The organism is Flammeovirga pectinis, assembly GCF_003970675.1.
In the GTDB taxonomy this organism is placed as follows: Bacteria; Bacteroidota; Bacteroidia; order Cytophagales; family Flammeovirgaceae; genus Flammeovirga; species Flammeovirga pectinis.
This window is the reverse complement of record NZ_CP034563.1, coordinates 212,248-229,515: the sequence shown is the minus strand read 5'-3', so window position 1 is coordinate 229,515 and position 17,268 is coordinate 212,248. Positions and strand designations below refer to the sequence as shown.

17 protein-coding genes are annotated in these 17,268 nt (G+C 31.2%); 11 read left to right on the top strand and 6 right to left on the bottom strand.

Features of this window, described 5'->3' with window-relative positions; translation table 11 throughout:
- Window positions 1-18: 18 nt before the first annotated feature.
- On the bottom strand, window positions 19-450 hold the full coding sequence (locus EI427_RS21430; RefSeq protein ID WP_126618858.1) for an RrF2 family transcriptional regulator: 432 nt from the start codon (window positions 448-450) through the stop codon (window positions 19-21).
- 238 nt (window positions 451-688) lie between these two features.
- Here EI427_RS21430 and EI427_RS21425 point away from each other — a divergent pair, with 238 nt between their 5' ends.
- The 6 genes from EI427_RS21425 (at window position 689) to EI427_RS21400 (ending at window position 5,913) form a co-directional block, all read left to right on the top strand.
- The gene (locus tag EI427_RS21425) at window positions 689-1,729 is read left to right on the top strand and encodes a serine hydrolase domain-containing protein (RefSeq protein ID WP_126618855.1); all 1,041 of its coding nucleotides are present in this window, start codon (window positions 689-691) and stop codon (window positions 1,727-1,729) included.
- A 146-nt stretch (window positions 1,730-1,875) separates the two neighbouring features.
- On the top strand, window positions 1,876-2,721 hold the full coding sequence (locus EI427_RS21420; RefSeq protein WP_126618853.1) for a helix-turn-helix domain-containing protein: 846 nt from the start codon (window positions 1,876-1,878) through the stop codon (window positions 2,719-2,721).
- A gap of 123 nt (window positions 2,722-2,844) precedes the next feature.
- Window positions 2,845-3,252 carry a GlcG/HbpS family heme-binding protein gene (locus tag EI427_RS21415; RefSeq protein WP_126618851.1) on the top strand — a complete coding sequence of 136 codons (408 nt, stop codon included), beginning with the start codon at window positions 2,845-2,847 and terminating at the stop codon, window positions 3,250-3,252.
- Window positions 3,253-3,474: 222 nt separating this feature from the next.
- Complete coding sequence (locus tag EI427_RS21410) at window positions 3,475-4,476, top strand: S1 family peptidase (RefSeq protein WP_126618849.1); 1,002 nt, start codon at window positions 3,475-3,477, stop codon at window positions 4,474-4,476.
- Window positions 4,477-4,524: 48 nt separating this feature from the next.
- A complete protein-coding gene (locus EI427_RS21405; protein WP_126618847.1) occupies window positions 4,525-5,397 on the top strand; it encodes a hypothetical protein in 873 nt (290 codons plus the stop codon).
- 66 nt (window positions 5,398-5,463) lie between these two features.
- The gene (locus EI427_RS21400) at window positions 5,464-5,913 is read left to right on the top strand and encodes a GNAT family N-acetyltransferase (protein WP_126618845.1); all 450 of its coding nucleotides are present in this window, start codon (window positions 5,464-5,466) and stop codon (window positions 5,911-5,913) included.
- A gap of 61 nt (window positions 5,914-5,974) precedes the next feature.
- Here EI427_RS21400 and EI427_RS21395 read toward each other — a convergent pair whose 3' ends face one another.
- The gene (locus EI427_RS21395; RefSeq protein WP_126618842.1) at window positions 5,975-6,544 is read right to left on the bottom strand and encodes a rhodanese-like domain-containing protein; all 570 of its coding nucleotides are present in this window, start codon (window positions 6,542-6,544) and stop codon (window positions 5,975-5,977) included.
- A gap of 535 nt (window positions 6,545-7,079) precedes the next feature.
- Here EI427_RS21395 and EI427_RS21390 point away from each other — a divergent pair.
- Genes EI427_RS21390 through EI427_RS21380 form a run of 3 tightly spaced genes read left to right on the top strand, consistent with a single transcriptional unit; the run spans window position 7,080 to window position 9,345 of the window.
- Complete coding sequence (locus EI427_RS21390; protein ID WP_126618840.1) at window positions 7,080-7,520, top strand: ATP-dependent zinc protease family protein; 441 nt, start codon at window positions 7,080-7,082, stop codon at window positions 7,518-7,520.
- A gap of 9 nt (window positions 7,521-7,529) precedes the next feature.
- Window positions 7,530-8,402 (top strand): 30S ribosomal protein S6--L-glutamate ligase, encoded by an 873-nt coding sequence (gene rimK, locus EI427_RS21385; protein WP_126618837.1) that lies wholly within the window; start codon window positions 7,530-7,532, stop codon window positions 8,400-8,402.
- A complete protein-coding gene (locus EI427_RS21380; RefSeq protein ID WP_126618835.1) occupies window positions 8,395-9,345 on the top strand; it encodes a succinylglutamate desuccinylase/aspartoacylase family protein in 951 nt (316 codons plus the stop codon). Before rimK ends, EI427_RS21380 begins: the two co-directional genes overlap by 8 nt.
- Before the next feature lie 319 nt (window positions 9,346-9,664).
- On the opposite strand, the gene EI427_RS21375 is transcribed toward EI427_RS21380, so the two are convergent.
- The 4 genes from EI427_RS21375 to EI427_RS21360 form a co-directional block, all read right to left on the bottom strand.
- The gene (locus EI427_RS21375) at window positions 9,665-10,198 is read right to left on the bottom strand and encodes a hypothetical protein (protein WP_126618833.1); all 534 of its coding nucleotides are present in this window, start codon (window positions 10,196-10,198) and stop codon (window positions 9,665-9,667) included.
- Between the two features lie 370 nt (window positions 10,199-10,568).
- Entirely contained in the window at window positions 10,569-12,020 is a 1,452-nt protein-coding gene (locus EI427_RS21370) for a sulfatase family protein (protein ID WP_126618831.1), read from the bottom strand.
- A 14-nt stretch (window positions 12,021-12,034) separates the two neighbouring features.
- Window positions 12,035-12,604, bottom strand: coding sequence for an RbsD/FucU domain-containing protein (locus EI427_RS21365; protein ID WP_126618829.1), 570 nt, complete (start codon window positions 12,602-12,604; stop codon window positions 12,035-12,037).
- A 67-nt stretch (window positions 12,605-12,671) separates the two neighbouring features.
- Window positions 12,672-15,290, bottom strand: coding sequence for a GH116 family glycosyl-hydrolase (locus EI427_RS21360; protein ID WP_126618827.1), 2,619 nt, complete (start codon window positions 15,288-15,290; stop codon window positions 12,672-12,674).
- 839 nt (window positions 15,291-16,129) lie between these two features.
- Between EI427_RS21360 and tnpA the strand changes: the two genes are divergently transcribed.
- Together tnpA and EI427_RS21350 are read left to right on the top strand one after the other, a co-directional pair.
- A complete protein-coding gene (tnpA, locus tag EI427_RS21355; RefSeq protein WP_126615292.1) occupies window positions 16,130-16,564 on the top strand; it encodes an IS200/IS605 family transposase in 435 nt (144 codons plus the stop codon).
- A gap of 182 nt (window positions 16,565-16,746) precedes the next feature.
- Complete coding sequence (locus EI427_RS21350; protein WP_126618825.1) at window positions 16,747-17,265, top strand: hypothetical protein; 519 nt, start codon at window positions 16,747-16,749, stop codon at window positions 17,263-17,265.
- Window positions 17,266-17,268 lie beyond the last annotated feature (3 nt).

Sequence of the window (17,268 nt, the reverse complement as noted above, 5' to 3'; positions counted from 1 at the left end):
TTTTATTAAAATAAATTTTTATTTAAAATTGAAGAAGTCTAAACCTATTTCATCAATTAATACTTGAACAGTAGTTGCTTCTAATTTCTTTTTTAAGTTTTCTCTTACTTCAACAAATCGATCATGCATTGGGCAGGGGTTCTCTTTATCGCAACTATTAAACCCTAAGAGACAAGCAGTATATACTTTATCTCCATCAATAATTTTTACAATTTCACTTAAAGATGTACTAGTACAGACTTCTTTATTGATGTAAAAACCACCATACGGCCCTTTAACCGATGTTACAATCTTCTTTTTACTTAGAGATTGCAAAACCTTAGAGGTAAAAGCTTTTGGAGAGTCAATTGCTTCTGCAATTTCGTTAACCCCAACTTTATTACCCTTCGCTGACTCCTTTCCTAAAAAGATGACAGCCTTCAATCCATATTGACAAGCTTTTGAAAACATAACGACACAAATGTAGGTATATTTTTATAAAGGACAAATCTATCCTTTATAGTTTTCTATTGTTAACAATTGATTAAAAAGTTCTATTTTTGGTTTATGAGAAAAATTGAATGTAATTACAACCAAAGAAATTTGATTTGTAAATCAATTTAATTTTTAACATTTTACAAGTGATTATAGACGAGTATTAACTACTTCTTTTTTTAAGACAAAATATAGAGAGCACTTCACCCAAACTATGAAAAAACAAACAACAACAGCCAAAAAGATTTTTAGAGTAGTATTGCTTATTTCTACAATTATTTCCATGTTTTTTGTGCCGTGGGTTTTAGTAAAAGCTTGGATTCCACCCTTACCAGATACCATTCAAGAACAATTAGAAAATAGCCTTGATTATGGTTACGAAGGTATTATTGCTTATGTAGATCAGGCAGGGAAACAACCTCAATACTTTGCAGCGGGTTGGGATAATAGAGAAGAGAAGATTCCTGCAAAACCGAATGCACTTTTTAAAATTGCGAGTATCAGTAAATTATACAATGTTGTTGCAGTTACAAAATTAGTAAAGCAGGGTCGGCTTTCTTTGGATAAAACCATTGTAGATTATTTGCCTGAACTAGATGGTAGAATTGATAATGCGAATGAAATCACCTTAAGGTTAATGGTACAGCATAGAAGTGGGATTCCCAATTTTACAGATGCACCAAATTTTTGGGCTCAACCAACGGCAACTTATGAAGAAAGTCTTGCTTTAATTTTAGATCAACCTGCAAACTTTAAACCTGGAGAAGACTATGAATATTGCAATACAAACTATTTATTGCTTAGTAAAATAATGGACAATGTTTTAGGCTATTCTCATTTCCAGTTTATTCAAGAAGAAGTACTAACGCCTCTTCATTTACAAAATACATTTGCTTCTCTAAATGATGTAGATAGTTTAAACGTAATGAGTGGGTATCATATTGGTTACCCTTACAATTTAAGGGGAAATGAACATGGTATGTTGGCAACTGCAGAAGACGTAGGTGTTTTTTTAAGAGCACTAAACAATGGGGCAGTTTTTAATGATGGAGAACAAGAAATATATTCTTCAATCTATAAATACGAACATGCAGGTTGGGTACCTGGATATCAAAGTTTTGCTAATTATAATAAAGAATTAGATGCTGTTGTAATTGTATTTTACAGTACTACAGATGCTGATTTATTATTTTGGAATTTGTCAGAAATAATAAATAGTAGAATCATTAAGATATTAAAAAGAGATATAGACTGATACTTTAACAAAAGCTTTGTGGCAATTTGTTTTACTATTAAAGGTATGTTTAGTAGATTTCTATCAAAATTAATTATGCATACTTTTACCTTCTAATATGGAAAGTAAATTGAATAAAAAATCTCTCATCAAAAAGAAAAAAATTGATGACAATCGAAAATATCCCAGAACACTATATTCAATCTGATTTATCAGATAAAGAACTTTTGATATATAACCTTCAAATGTCAAAAGAAATTATTAAAACAAAAGTCAACCTCAATATGCATATGTTTAGCTTCTTACAGAAAGGAAGGAAAGAAGTACATTATGCAGACAGAGCTGTAACTGTAAATGAAAAACAATCCATTTTGCTAAGAAAGGGAAATTGTTTGTGGAGTGAATTACTCAATCCAGAAGAAAACTATTTTTGTAAATTACTTTTTTTTACGGAAGAAAGGCTGTCTAAATTTATTAATGAGTATATAGATAAAGGAGCTGAAGAGAACGAAGAAATAGAAGAAACTTTTTTCTGTATTGAAAATGATAATTACCTCACTTCTTACATAGATTCTCTTTTTAATATTAATGAGCCTCAAGCCAAATTAAACGACAAGCTTTTATCAATAAAATTTGATGAGCTTTTAATCTATCTACTAAGAAAATATGGCAAATCATTTGAGAAGTTTTTGATATCTCTTGAAAGTCAGAAAAAGAATTCCTCTTTTAAAGTGAGTATTGAGCAAAATATATTTTCATCCTTAAGTTTAGAAGAAATTGCTTTTCTCTGTAATATGAGCCTATCAACTTTTAAAAGACATTTTAAAGAGGAATACAATATGTCGCCAGGCAAATGGTTAAGAGATAAGCGTTTAGATAAAGCAAAAGAATTGTTGGACAAAGAAAATAAGACACCTTCTGATATCTATTTAGATCTTGGATATCATAATTTATCTAATTTTAGTAATGCGTTTAAGAAGAAATTTGGTGTGAGTCCTACTGAAATAGCTTAAATAGATAATTTTTTACATCTGAACTTTTTTCACAACAGGTCGGACTTTTCTAGTAACTATATGATAAAAAAGATCTAGTATGTTTGCGATGCATTCAGAAACAATAATTATAAATAAAGTAATATGAACATCTCATTAGAAAACTCAGAAAAAATTATTAACGCAGCAAAAGCTAAGTCAGAAGAGTTAGGCGTAAAAATGAACATTGCTGTTGTAGATGGAGGAGCTAATTTAACTGCATTTGCTCGTATGGATGGTGCATGGTTAGGTTCTCTAGATATCTCAATTAAAAAAGCAAAAACAGCTAGATTTTTTGATATGAATACAGGAATAATTGGAGAATTATCTCAACCGGGTGGAGCTCTTTACAATATTGAACATTCAAATAATGGGTTAATTACATTCCCAGGTGGTGTGCCAATCAAATGTCAAGAAACTGGAAATATAATTGGTGCTATTGGTGTAAGTGGTAGTACTGTTGAAGATGATCATGCAGTTGCTATGGCTGGTATTGAAGCATTAGGAAAATAATAAGTACTTTAAAATACTTAGAAAGAGCAATTAGGATAGTATCTTAATTGCTCTTTTTTTTGTCATTACTAATTGTATTTATTAAAGAACATCTTCAATTATATTCTTCAAATTATCAGAAGAGAGTTATAGCTAAAATAGAATTACTTATTATTAGGTTTAAACTGCATTTGTATCTTTAAGATTAGCCAATTATCTATTTTAAACCTAAGGAAGATTCCTATGAATTATCAACGTATTTTAGTATTAATGTGCTCAATAGCATTGTTTTTTTCATGTAATAAGGATGATGAAGAGGTTGTAAGTAAAGAAGAAAACACCTCAACGTTTGGCATAAGACATGATAAAAAATTAGCTGAATACGAAGCTATAACGGCCAATAATAGAAGTGATTTACCCAATTTTGACGCTGTAATACAATTTAGATATAGTTTAGACGGGAGCGATAATCAAGAATATACAGCATCTGGGTCACTAATTGATGAGGAATGGATTTTAACAGCAGCACATAATTTTTATGTACAAGAAACACAATTTAGCCCTGCACGAGCCTCTGGTATTACGGTAAAAGTTGGAAATGATCCCAACAATCCGATTGCCGAATATTCAGTAGCAGAAGTTATTTTACACCCTACATGGTTAACGGGAAATCAAGATTATGGCCACGCAAACGATTTATGTTTAGTTAAACTTTCTACACCAATAACAACTATAACACCCGCTAAATTAGTCAGTAAAAATAGAGAACAACTCGAAAGTGTAGTATGGGTTTGTGGCTTTGGTGATTATTCAAAAAGGGCAGATCAAGATGATAACCTAGATTCTAAAAAACATGCTGTTAGTAATATTTTAGATAGAAAGGTAGCCGGTTTAACTACTTCAGCTAATGGAATTACCTATTCTGGCAGTCTTTTAGCAATTGATTTTGATAACCCAATTGGTACAATTAATTCTTTAGGCGATGATTATATAAGTGAAGATGAACAAATACTTGGCAGTGGCACTAGTAATACTGTAGCACTTGATTTTGAAGGAACGACTGTTAAAGGAGATAGTGGAGGACCACTGTTTATAAATAATAATGGGGTTTGGGAAATAGCTGGTGTTTTATCTGGAGGAGCAACAAAACCAATACCCAATCATACAGATGGCGATTACGGTGATATAAGTATTTTTGTTAGAGTATCTACTTCTTATGATTGGATTATATTGGCAATGCAATAATAAATTTTCAGATTAAAAAATAAAGAGTATTTTTGCTTAAAACTACGAATGAAAACTAACGTATTATATTCTCTAGTAATTCTATCTATCTTTTTTCAAAGTTGTGTCGTTTTATTACCTCATTCAGGAGAACTTGTATCAGCTCAGCCAATAGAAATCCCAACATATAGAGATAGTACAGAGTATACTTTAAATGGCTCTCTCAGTTTTTCTAAAGGGAATGGAAGAGGTCATTATTATGGTGAAAATGGAAGTTTACAGTACGTTGATAATGTGTTTGATCATCAATCTTTATTTGGAAATTTATCATATTCAAAAGTAGCTAAATATCATCATATAGGTGTAGGGACAAGTTTTTATGTAGGTCAATTAAATTTAAATAGTTTACAAGATTTTGTGGGATCTGTAGAAAATAAATACGCTTTAAGAAAAGTTATAGATAACGGTTTACCAGATTATTCAAATAATATTGGGAATATACCGAGTGCAACTAGTTATTATGGTGGTGGGTTTAATTTTAATTTAGGTTTTCAAATCCCTACTAAATATGTCAACTTCAGAATTATTAATTATCAGTTCAATGTATATTGGGATGGAGGGGAATATGATAATATTAGAGATAAAATACATACTTTAATAACTCAAGGAATTGATGAATTATATATTCCTAAATCTAATGCTGTGTTTATTGATCATATGTTTTACTCAGAATTAGATTTTAAAATTAGTAAATCTCTAGCTATGCATTTAAAAATGGGTTTAGGAAGCTCAAGTTACACAGATGAGTACTCTCCTATAGCTATAATGAGTACATTGATAGGAGGTAGTGTATTGTACAAAAGGTTTAACATATCATATAATAATCGAATTATAAACTCATTTAATGTTTCATCAATTACAATGGGATATAGAATAAAGTGAATGTGTTTAATATAGTATTAGTGTTTCTATTTTAATAAAAAACTCTTGAAAACCAACTTTAAAGAAATGATTACATTAAAAAGAACAAACTCTACAGATATAGACTTTCAAAATTTAGTACTTCAACTAGATAAAGATTTAGCAATTAGAAATGGTGATACAAATGATTTTTTTGCTAAGTACAATACAACAGATCAAATTAAAAATGTAATTGTCGCCTATTACAATGATATACCAGTAGGTTGTGGTGCAATGAAAGAATATGCATTATCTGTTATGGAAATGAAAAGAATGTACGTTGTACCAGAAATGCGTGGAAAAAAAGTGGCTGTTTTACTTTTTGATGATTTAGAAAATTGGGCAGAAGAATTGGGTTACAAAAAATGTATTTTAGAAACAGGTGATAAAATGCCCGAGGCTATTGGCCTATATAAAAAAAGAATGTATAAAGTAATATCAAATTATGGTCAGTATGAAGAAGTAGAAAGTAGTATATGCTTTGAAAAGATTTTATAGGTGAATGATGAATTTAGTTGTATTCATCATTCTACCTTTTATATATTATGATTTATATTGATTACTTTACTTCTGTTCCTTTAAATTTTATACGCTTGTCATTGATATTTACCAACTCATTTAGTTCATAAATATTTCGGTAGCCATATCCATATAAATTGATAAAAACAGGAACATTCAAGGCCAACATTATAGGTTTTTTGTTTGATAGAATCTGATTTTCCACAACATCTGGTCTTGGTTTTGCTACCTTAGACATAAAATCTACCTGATCGCCAATAAAGTTATTGTTACAATAAATTAGAATAATTGTGTTTGGATCTGGAATTAACTGCCATAAACTTTCTTGCGTATAATCTGCAAAAGTTAAGTTAACCGCACCTTTTAAGTGTTTTCTATCGTACCTAAATTTAGAACGACTGTCGAGAATAATTACATTCTTTTCTTTACTCATCTCAAGAAACTTGTCTAAACTAATAAGGCGTTCCTCGCGGTAAGGCTCAACTTCTTCAACTAATGTTTTAAAATCTGAATAACTAGCCAAAGATGCCTCATATTTAATTGACAAGGTCTGTCCAAAAACTAAATTAAAAGGAAGAAATAAAAATGTAATGAATAGATATTTTAGCATGTGTGTATAGTGTTTAGGATATTGAATTTAAATCAAATGATATTTTAAATATACAAAATAAGCAGCAAGTAAAAACAAGATGCCTATTTCTATCACTTACTTACAATAATTTCCACATTCTCATTTCTCTACTTTTTCAAACTCGATTTAAACTATGTTCTTATTTTATCGCTCCTTATCAATTTATTCTTTCTTTATCTAGTGCTACATTTTATCATTTGATGGAAACAAATAAGGGTTCTCATTTTCAATAAAAAAAGTATATTAACACTCGTTAGTAATTTTTGAAATGATTTTGAAAAGCGAATTTTGATAGAATTCACCATTATTAAAAGCGCATTTTTATCAACTAAATATTTTATAATCAGCAGCTTATTGATTTATGTTTTTTTCACAATTGTAACCGTAACATACGCTGTTTAACTACCGTATTACTAGCCATCTCAATAGTTTTGAGCATCATTTAAAAAGAATAAAAAGTTTAGACTATTTAATATGATATCAACTGAAATAATAGTTTAGAAAAATAAATACAATGGAAATAATTGGAAGAAGTGACAAAGTGGATTTTCCTGATTTATACTTGGAAGACCTTGCTGTGAAAATAGATACAGGTGCTTATACTTCATCAATCCACTGTCATGATATAAAAGAAATAGAAATTAAAGGTATAAAATTTCTTCATTTTAAAACACTTGACCCAGGGTATTTAAAATACCAAAACAAAGTAATTGAAGTAAAGGAATATACAGAAAAGAATATTAAAAGTTCTTTTGGGGAGGTTGAGAAACGATTTATAATAAAGACTCAAGTTATTCTTTTTAATAAGAAATACCCAATTGAATTATCGCTTTCTAACAGAAGTGAAATGAAGTTTCCTGTATTAATAGGAAGGAAATTTTTAAACAAAAAATTTATGGTGGATACGTCCAAAAAAGATGAATCATTCCATTTAAAAAATAATTTAACTGAATAAAATAATAATATGAAAATTGCAATTCTTTCTAGAAACACTAATTTATATTCTACTAAACGTTTAGTAGAAGCTGCCGAAGAGTTAGGACATGAAGCCATAGTTGTAGACCATTTAAAGTGTACAATAGAATTAGAAAAGAAAAACCCAAGAGTATTTTATAATGGTAAATACCTAGACAATATAGATGCTATAATTCCAAGAGTTGGTTCTTCTGTAACCTTTTATGGTACTGCTGTAGTACGTCAGTTCGAGATGATGAATGTTTTTTCGGCAGTTGGTTCTCAGGCATTGACCGATTCAAGAGATAAACTTAGAAGTTTGCAAATTTTGGCTAAAGCTGGTGTGGGGTTACCTAAAACTGTGTTTACTAACTATGCTAAAGATGTAGACCATGTGATCGAATCTGTGGGTGGTGCTCCGTTAATCCTTAAACTTTTAGAAGGTACACAAGGGTTAGGTGTTGTGTTAGCAGAAACAAAGAATGCTGCAAGTTCTGTAATAGAAGCTTTTAATGGTCTAAAAGCAAGAGTTATTGCTCAGCAATTTATTAAAGAATCTGGAGGGGCAGACATTCGTGTTTTTGTGGTAGACGGACGTGTAATTGGAGCAATGAAACGCCAAGGTAAAGAGGGCGAATTCCGTTCTAACCTTCATAGAGGAGGTAGCGCACAGTTAATTGAGTTATCTAATGAAGAAGAACTTACAGCATTAAAAGCTACAAAAGCAATGGGACTTGGAGTAGCAGGGGTAGATATGTTACAATCTACAAATGGCCCGTTGGTTTTAGAAGTCAATTCTTCTCCTGGATTAGAGGGAATAGAAAATGCGACGAAAATTGATATTGCAAAAGAAATTATTAAATACTTAGAAAGAAATGTCTAAAGATAAATTTGTCCTTTTAGGAACGGAAATCCCAAAAGGGAAAAGTGCTGTACTTGAGTTAGAAGTAGCAAAATTACATACTAGTAATAGTTTAAAAGTACCTGTAATTGTAGAACGAGGAAAAGAAGATGGACCTGTTTTATTGTTGTTAGGTGGAGTGCATGGAAACGAATCGAATGGTGTTGCAATTGTTCGAGATGTTATCAGAAAAAAATACAATGTACCAAAGAGAGGTACTATAATTTGTATTCCTGTTTTTAATGTTTTTGGGTACTTAAATCTAACAAGAGAATTTCCTGATGGAAGAGATTTAAACCGTATGTTCCCAGGGTCTAGTAAAGGTTCTTTAGCAAGTCAGTTTGCGTATAAGTTTACCAAAGAGATTGCCCCATTTGTAGACTATGTTTTAGACTTTCATACTGGTGGTGCTGATAGAAGTAACTACCCTAATGTTAGGTGTAATATTAACGATGAAAAGCAGCTTAGTTTAGCAGAGGTTTTTGGTGCTCCATTTCTAATGCATTCTAAATATATAGCACATTCAATAAGAGAAACAGTACATAAATTAGGGAAGACAATTATTTTATTTGAAGGGGGTAAATCATTACAATTGGATAAATCTGTAATAGATTGTGGTGTAACTGGTGCTCTAAATGTCATGAAGCATTTAAAGATGCAGGATGGCGACGTACAAGTAAATTCAGATACTATTGTAATAGAGAAAAGTAAATGGATAAGAGCTTCTTATTCTGGCATATTTGAATCTGCTGTTGAAAACGGTCAGAAAGTAACTAAGAAAATGCTTTTAGGTAGAATATCAGACCCGTTTGGTAAATTTGAAAAGAAAATATATGCACCTTTTGATTGTTATATTTTTGGCTTAAATACAGCACCTAATGTATATAAAGGTGATGCTATTTTTCATGTAAGCGTTAATAAATAGTGGAATAATCCATAGGATAACCTCTCGAATTATAGTAAAATTATAATTAAGGGGTTACCTTTTTTTCGTTCAAATAGAGAGCTTACTTTTAAAGACGAATGGTATTATCTACCTTAATACGTATCTAAGCAAGATATACTCCTATAAAACAAAAAGAGGTTACCACAGTATGATAACCTCTTCCAACGTATGAAATGAAATGAATTCTTTACTAACTATTTTATCACTATTATTTTATAAGATTGAAAATGAGTCTGAATATAATTTGCCGTCTATTTCTAGTTCAGCTACATAAACACCAGCTGGTAACTGATTTAATTCATATTTTTTTGGCTTCTGCTAAAAACTTGTTTGAATAAAGAATTTCGCCATTTTCTTTTTTAAGGCGCATCTTTACAAAACCTTTAACATTCTTTTCAAGAAGTAAGAAAAGGGCTTCATCTTTTACAGAAATACGAAATTTATCTTGATTAGAAGTAAGCGAATAATTAAGCATAATGGATGTTTTTGAAGGAGTCACAAAAAACTCTCTTTGCATTATTTTATCTTCAAAACTCATTCTGAAAATAAAATTTCCTTCAGGTAAAGATTTTAGGTTTATATCTTCTACTATACGTCCTGTTCCTATAATTTTCTTTTCGTAAAAAACATCACCTTTCTTATTCGTAATTCTAAAGTTTATTTCCTCTCCATCTAAATCATTAAATATTAAACTAACGTCTTTTCCATTTAAAGATGATTTAAAGAAATATGATATGCCATTATATGGTAAATAATAAATTGTAGAGGCATAGGATGTTATAGTAAAAAAGAATAATAGTACGAAAGCACTTAGTTTGATTAAATTTTTCATGGTAGTATATGTTTTAATAATTGAGAGCGTGTTTAAATTGTAATTGATCTTTTTGCTGTTGATCATGTTACAAATGTAGGGGAAGTATTTTTCTTTAAAGATGCCGATCAGCAAGTAAATACAATCTTTTATACCATAAAATTAACTGCTATTTCGCAGTTTTTAAATTAATAAAATTGCAAAGAAACTGATATTCAATTATAAATATTGAAATAATAGATAGATTTTGTTTAAATGTATAAACAACATTATATATTCACTTATTGTGTGTTCTATTGTATAGGGTAAAGTATACTACGCTGTGACAGGTTTTTTAATCACAGTAAATACATTGTTTTTTATCAAAAATTAATCAAATTAGGTAGAATAATTACAAATTATTTTCTTTGCCCATAAACTTTTTATACTCCTCTAATCTTTCTGTTTTTGGTGCTTCATCAAAAAAGCGAGCCCCTTTTCCAATTCTATTCTGATCGCCAAGTTCAATTCTAGCCTCTTCCATCGCTGCTAATAGTACCTTCACTTTTTCTGGATATTGCTCGGCTACATTGTTCTTTTCTTCTTTATCTCTTAACAGGTGAAAAAGCTGTATCTCATCCACTCCATCAATTTTTCTTTTGGCCCATTTCATAAACTTGGGCTTTGCTGGACGAGGAAGAACCAGCTTCCATTCTTTATCTCTTATAGCATGTAAATGCGTGTATGCGTAGTAATAAAAATACTGTCTCTCACTTTTTTCTTCGTTTAAAATCACATTAGAGATGTCAATTCCATCAATAGTTAATGTTTCAGGAAGCTTACTTTGAGAAAGTTTTGAAAAAGTAGGGAAGAAGTCTAGCGTAGTTAAAAGCTCTGTATTTGTAGTACCTTCATTTAATTTCCCTTTCCATTGCATTATACAAGGAACACGAACACCGCCTTCCCAAGTTTGTGTTTTATTGCCTCTAAGTGGGTAAGCACTTCCTCCATGGTCACCAATTTTATCTTCAATCCAAGGCCCATTATCAGATGTAAAGATAACGAGTGTGTTTTCTTCTAAACCTTCTTCCTTTAGCGTTTTTAATATTTCCCCAACACTCCAATCTAACTCTTCAATTACATCTCCATAAAAACCATCTTCAGATTTTCCTCTAAACTTTTTTGATGCTCCCAACGGGACATGAGGCATGTTATGTGCTAAATACAAAAAGAAAGGTTTGTCTTTGTTCTTTTTAATAAATGATGTTGCTTTTTTAGTATACATACCCGTTAATAACCCCATTTCTTCTACTGTATTTATTTTCATAACCGTATCGGTATTATTAAGAAGCGATGCTCTAAACTTGGGATTATCCTCAATAAGTTTTGTGTTTCCATTGTACTTCGGCGTTCCAAAAAAGTAATCAAATCCTTGCTCCAAAGGCATTTGACCTTCTTCTTCTCCTGCGTGCCATTTACCTATAATAGCAGAAACATACCCTTTGGGTTTTAGTACTTCTGCAATGGTGATTTCTTTAGGATGAAGTTTTGTATGAAAGTTTTTTTTATTCTGAGGTTCTCCAATTCGTATAGGATAACTTCCTGTTAAAAGTGCAGCTCTGGAAGGTCCACAAAGAGGTTGTGCATAAAAATTAGTAAACTTAATCCCTTCACTTGCCATCTGATTTAAATTGGGTGTCTTTATTCGTGGAGCACCATAGGGCTCAATATCATTGTAGCCAAGGTCGTCTGTAAAGATCAAGACAATGTTTGGCTTTTTAGGTGACTCATTAGAAACAAAGGTATTCTTATTGCATCCCAAAAAGATAAATAGACAGCCGATAAAAAGGCAAGTGTTTTTCATTTTGTATTGCTAATTTATTGAATTGATGACTTATTTAAATTTATACGTAAATTCTCTTCTGATGCAGCATTCCAATAGCCACATTCCAATTGAAAAAAGACAGAAGTATACGGAATAGCCAAGTCTGTTTTAATTATTAATACATTGAATAATTTTGCAGATGTATCTAACTCACGAATAATATCTTCGTGTAATTTCCTTGTCACTGATTTACCATCTAATAACTTATTTAATGCTGTTCTGTAACTTTTTATTCCTTTTGCAGCAGGTTCTGCAACAAACGCCATTTCTTTGTCTACAAAAATATTTGCATCCACATGTTTTGCTTCTTTAATTAATTGCTGTACGTATTCTACTGCTTCTAATTGCGTAGCATTAATAGTAATTGTTTTAATGGCAGGGTTACTTTGTTGCGGGTATGCAGCATCTGCAATAACAATCCAATTTCTGTGGCCAAATACTTTTAAGGTATTTTTCACTTCTGCTTTCCAATCATAAATTTCTTCATCCTCTTCACAAACAACGGTGTTACAAGAACAAATTAAAGAGAAAAGTAGGACGAATGTTGTTAGCTTTTTTATCATAAATTTCTTTTTTAAAGACTTTAAATATACTACCCCAAGAGGACTCTCTAAGAGTAGTATATTTAAATTATAGTGTATTTCTTAATCTAAAAGTTAAAGGCGATGTAGGTGTAACCAGTTTAGGAGACCTAAAAGATTTCTTCTGTTTATCACCAATTTGTATTGTTTTAAATGCTACTTCACCATACTTCACATTTAAAGTGATAGCATACTCGTTACCCTCTTTTTCAACCAAAAAATTGCCCCAAGCACTACCGTTAGCCCAGAAGTAATTTCCTTCTTTTTCTATGAACTGAATAGATTTATCAACCCCTGAATAATGGAAATCACTTTCAGCTAAAATACCTGCCCAAGATGCCATTGCTCTTGCATAATGATGCCCGCATTCGGCTTCATCAAACGGATTTCTTTTTTGACCATCATAACGGTCACGGATATTTTTAATGGTACTTAAACCCTCTACTTCCATACCTTCGTACAACATGCCAACAGCAGCAGTATATTCAAAACCAGTCATCACCTCTGCCCAATAAGGAAAAGGAACTCTTGGTCTACCACCTTTAGGCCAGCTTGCCATTAAAAGTGCTTTTTCATTGCCTATAGTGTACGAACGCATATTATTAAAATGCTCAAACATATCTTCTTTCTGATTGTATTTAAGAATACTTTCTAAAGTTGTTTTCACATTTTCTTCTCTAACTAAGTACCCTAAACCGAGTGTATGTGCCATATATTGCCCCACTAACTGATCTACTAAACAACCAGAAGCTAACTGATAAAAAGGATCGTCTAAGTCTAACCCATTTCTACGGTATCCTTCAATTAAACCTTTAGGAATATCAGCTTTAGAAGCAGGCATTTGGATTTTATGCTCATAATATTCACCATTAAAAAGATGAGTATCTGTCCATTCAGAACCATAATCAAAAAGCTGTGTACACTTCTTAGCAAATGCTTTATCATTTACTTGCTTTGCCATTTTTTCTGCTGCTTTAAGTGCTCCTAAATACCAAATTTGCATTTGAGGGTTAGGACCATAATACTCCACATCCATAGTATTGTGCTGTACACCTTCCATAACACCATCTTGGTCTCCATCCCAACCATTTTCAATCCATGCATACGAAAGTGCAAGCTTTACCTTAGGCCACCATTTTTCTAAAAAAGCATCGTCTCCAGATAATTGCCATTCGCGATAGAATTTCATAATAGTACCCATCTGCCCATCAGCTGCAGCTAAACCAATTCCAGAAGCACCTTTTTGTAATGGGAGTTTGGTTCTAAATCCCATGTGTCCGTTATCAGATAAAGCATAATTAAATTCAACTTCTCTCATGCCCATTGCCAAATCATTAAATAAGAAAGGAGTAGCCTGTTCGTAATTCCAAACATGGGTACAAGAACCAAAGCAAGAGCCTTTTCTATCCATAATTCCTTCCCACCCAAACATTTTACCATCTTCAATTCTAAAAACAGTCTGAGAACGCAAAGTGCTTATATTAAACAAAGCAGCTTCTTTAATCTGTGCTGAGTAAGTACTATTTACAAAAGTAGTTACAAAATCTAATGTTTGATTAGTAAGTAAAGGCAGCTGATCAACTTCTTTAGTAATTACATCCCATGCATCTGTATATTGTGTAGCATAGTAGTTTTTCAATTTCTCTTTAGACCAAGCATAACGGTTAGGGAAGTTCCAAGTAAGGTAAAAAGTAAATGTTTTTTTCTCACCAGCTTTCAACGTTTTTTTAACGGCTAAAGAAGCCAAAGGGTCAGGGTCAATCTGCTTTTCTTTTTCAACTAACAGACCATTTTTACTAAATTCATCCCAGAAATTTAAAGTACTATTGTACCAATCATTTTTAACTGAACTCGTACGATAAGTAATTTTACTATTTGGATCATTTGGTGTAGAAATCGCAAAAGTACCCCAAGCGGCATCGTTTTTATCTACAGAATCAGAATACATATAAATACCTTTTAGTTGATCAGATTCACGGTATTCATTTTTATTGTATTTCTCCCCTTTAGGAATAAAATCTCCTTTCCAATCTGAAGTGAAATTACTTCCATCTTTTCCAATAAAGTTTCTGATATTACCAGATATAGCTACTTCAATTTCTTCAGCACTTGTATTTTCAACTTCGTAGTTAAGAATTGCAATTGGTATACCCGATGCATCAGAATTAGTAGGAATTAAAGGATTATACCCTACAATTTTCACTTTAACAGGCATTGTTTTATCAGATAGATTTACAATACCAAACGGGTAAGAAGTTTCGAAAGAAGCATTTCTAAAACGAGGAAATCCATGATGGTTTACCGAACGTCCTTCGTAATGTTGGTAGTCGGCAAAATCAATAGGACCAAGTAAAGCTTTAGTATTAGCCGCTACATTTTTCTTTTTTGTATAAATGGCAAAGAACGGAGCATCGTTACCTGTAGTTACAGTACTGTATCCTTTTGCGGGTACATTCATTACCTCCCAGTCTTTCAAAGCACCATTTCCACCAAGAGAAACAGTACCCGTTCCAATACCTCCAATTGGCAGTGCAATACGGTGTAAATGGTTTTGGTCGTAACTTTTTAGAATAGGGATACGCTCACTTAAAAGTTGTTCTTGTGCTTGTATTCCTTTAGGGAAAAGTATTGCAATTATGAGTAGTATAGTGTTAAAAAATTTGTTCATCGTTTTATGTTTTATTATACCTAAATAGAGATTGATATAGGCTTTTACCATTAATAATAGTTCCTCATTTTTGATAGTACTATTTACTTAAAATTTATGTGGATTGGGATTTTTAGGTTTAGAATTAGTAGCAGTAATAATTCAAAAAATTAATTGTTGGGTATCTCAATTCTTTAGGATTAGTTTTTTAGAAGGAGAGTGTTAGTGTGTTGGGGTTTGAAGTGAATAAAAAGAAAAAACCAAATATTATATTCGAATGGCTATAGAAGAGGGTTTATTGTTAATTCTTTTGGTTTAAGTTAAAAACTTAAATAATAATAGAGTTCGCAGTGATACCTGCCGGCTTACGACGAAGAACAATATAAGGACTAATAGATTATAGTTTTTTAATATACTATCAACAAGCTAAACCAATTAGTTCAAAAGAAGCTTAGTAGATATTTTTTAGAAATTCGACTTGTATGTAACTATTTGTTAGTCAGATGGTAAGTAGTTCTTGTTAATACTTTATAATGATTTCACAGAAAAATGATTTTAGTCTCACGTTATTTGATATTTTTAATTTATTGGGATAAATTAAGTTTGAAATCAAAGCTAAAACCTAAACTATGGATCGTTACATTTTCTTCTCTGTATTTATTTTAAATGCAATATTTTGGAAATATTTCTTTCATGATTTTTTTGATAAAGTTGATAGTTTTGACCAGTATAATTTTACTAGTAAAACTATATTATTATTCACTCTACCTTATTTATTGGTCTCATAAATGGGTTTAAAACCCTGCACTTTCAGTGCAGAACTTTAGTATTTCGAAAAAATCTACTACATTCTGAGTATTATGACACATGAGTATAGAAAAGGTCATCATACAGTGACTAGGTTGACCGTCCATATAGTTTTTGCGACTAAATATCGTTATCAAGTTCTAGAAGGAGATATTCAAAAACGATGTAGATCTCTTCTCATTCAAATTTGTGAAGCAGAAGGTATTGAGATCCTAAAAGGAGTTGTAAGTAAAGATCATGTTCATATCCATATAGAGTACCCTCCGACTAAAAGTCTTAGTGATATTTTGAAACGTATGAAAGGTCGAACTTCAAGGTTACTTCAACAAGAATATCCTAGTTTAGGAAAAAGGTATTGGGGTAAGCATTTTTGGGCAGGAGGTTACGGCGCTTGGAGTACAGGTAACATTACAGACGAAATGGTCAACGACTATTTAGAACATCATAGGAGCGATATGGACGATAATTCCAACTTCATGTTGGAATAAGAGGAAGTGAGCGTAGGACTTTCAGTCCTACCCCCAAACCTCTGCACTTTCAGTGCAGAGTGGTTTAGTTTCAATAGGGGTAATGCTTTTCCTAAAAGTGGATATTAGTAATACAAGTGAATTGATTACAATTATTATCTTATATATCACATCATATTTTACAAGATATTTAATAGTGGGAAATGTTAATTAAACAATTCAAGAAAAGTATTGAAGATTCAGTTATGAAAGGTATATTTTCTGGGTTATTTACGTTTTCAATATCTTTTTCTTTTATAGAGTACCTTAGAGCAGATGGTTTTAGTATAATTGAGGCATCTTTTTTACCAATTCTACCAGGTATAATTACTTTTATATGTATACTTTTTTTTAATACTTTTTTATTAAATAGGAGTAATAAATTCTTAGAGAATAAGAATACTTTAAAGCCTTACTTATCAATTTTAATTGTATTATTTTTTAACATAATAATTTATTTAACGATAGACATTATTATGTTTAACTTCGATGATTCTCTTCCTAAAGATTTTGCAGCTTCTTTACTCAAAATTGCTGAGAATAATAATGAATCATTAGATGGAATTATAGAATTTTCAGAATTACCGTTCTCAATACAAAATTTGATAGCAACATTTATTTTTGCATTCATTGCTTCTGTAATTTCACTTTTTTTCGTTAAAAAGAATGGTAATTTAATTTAAGAA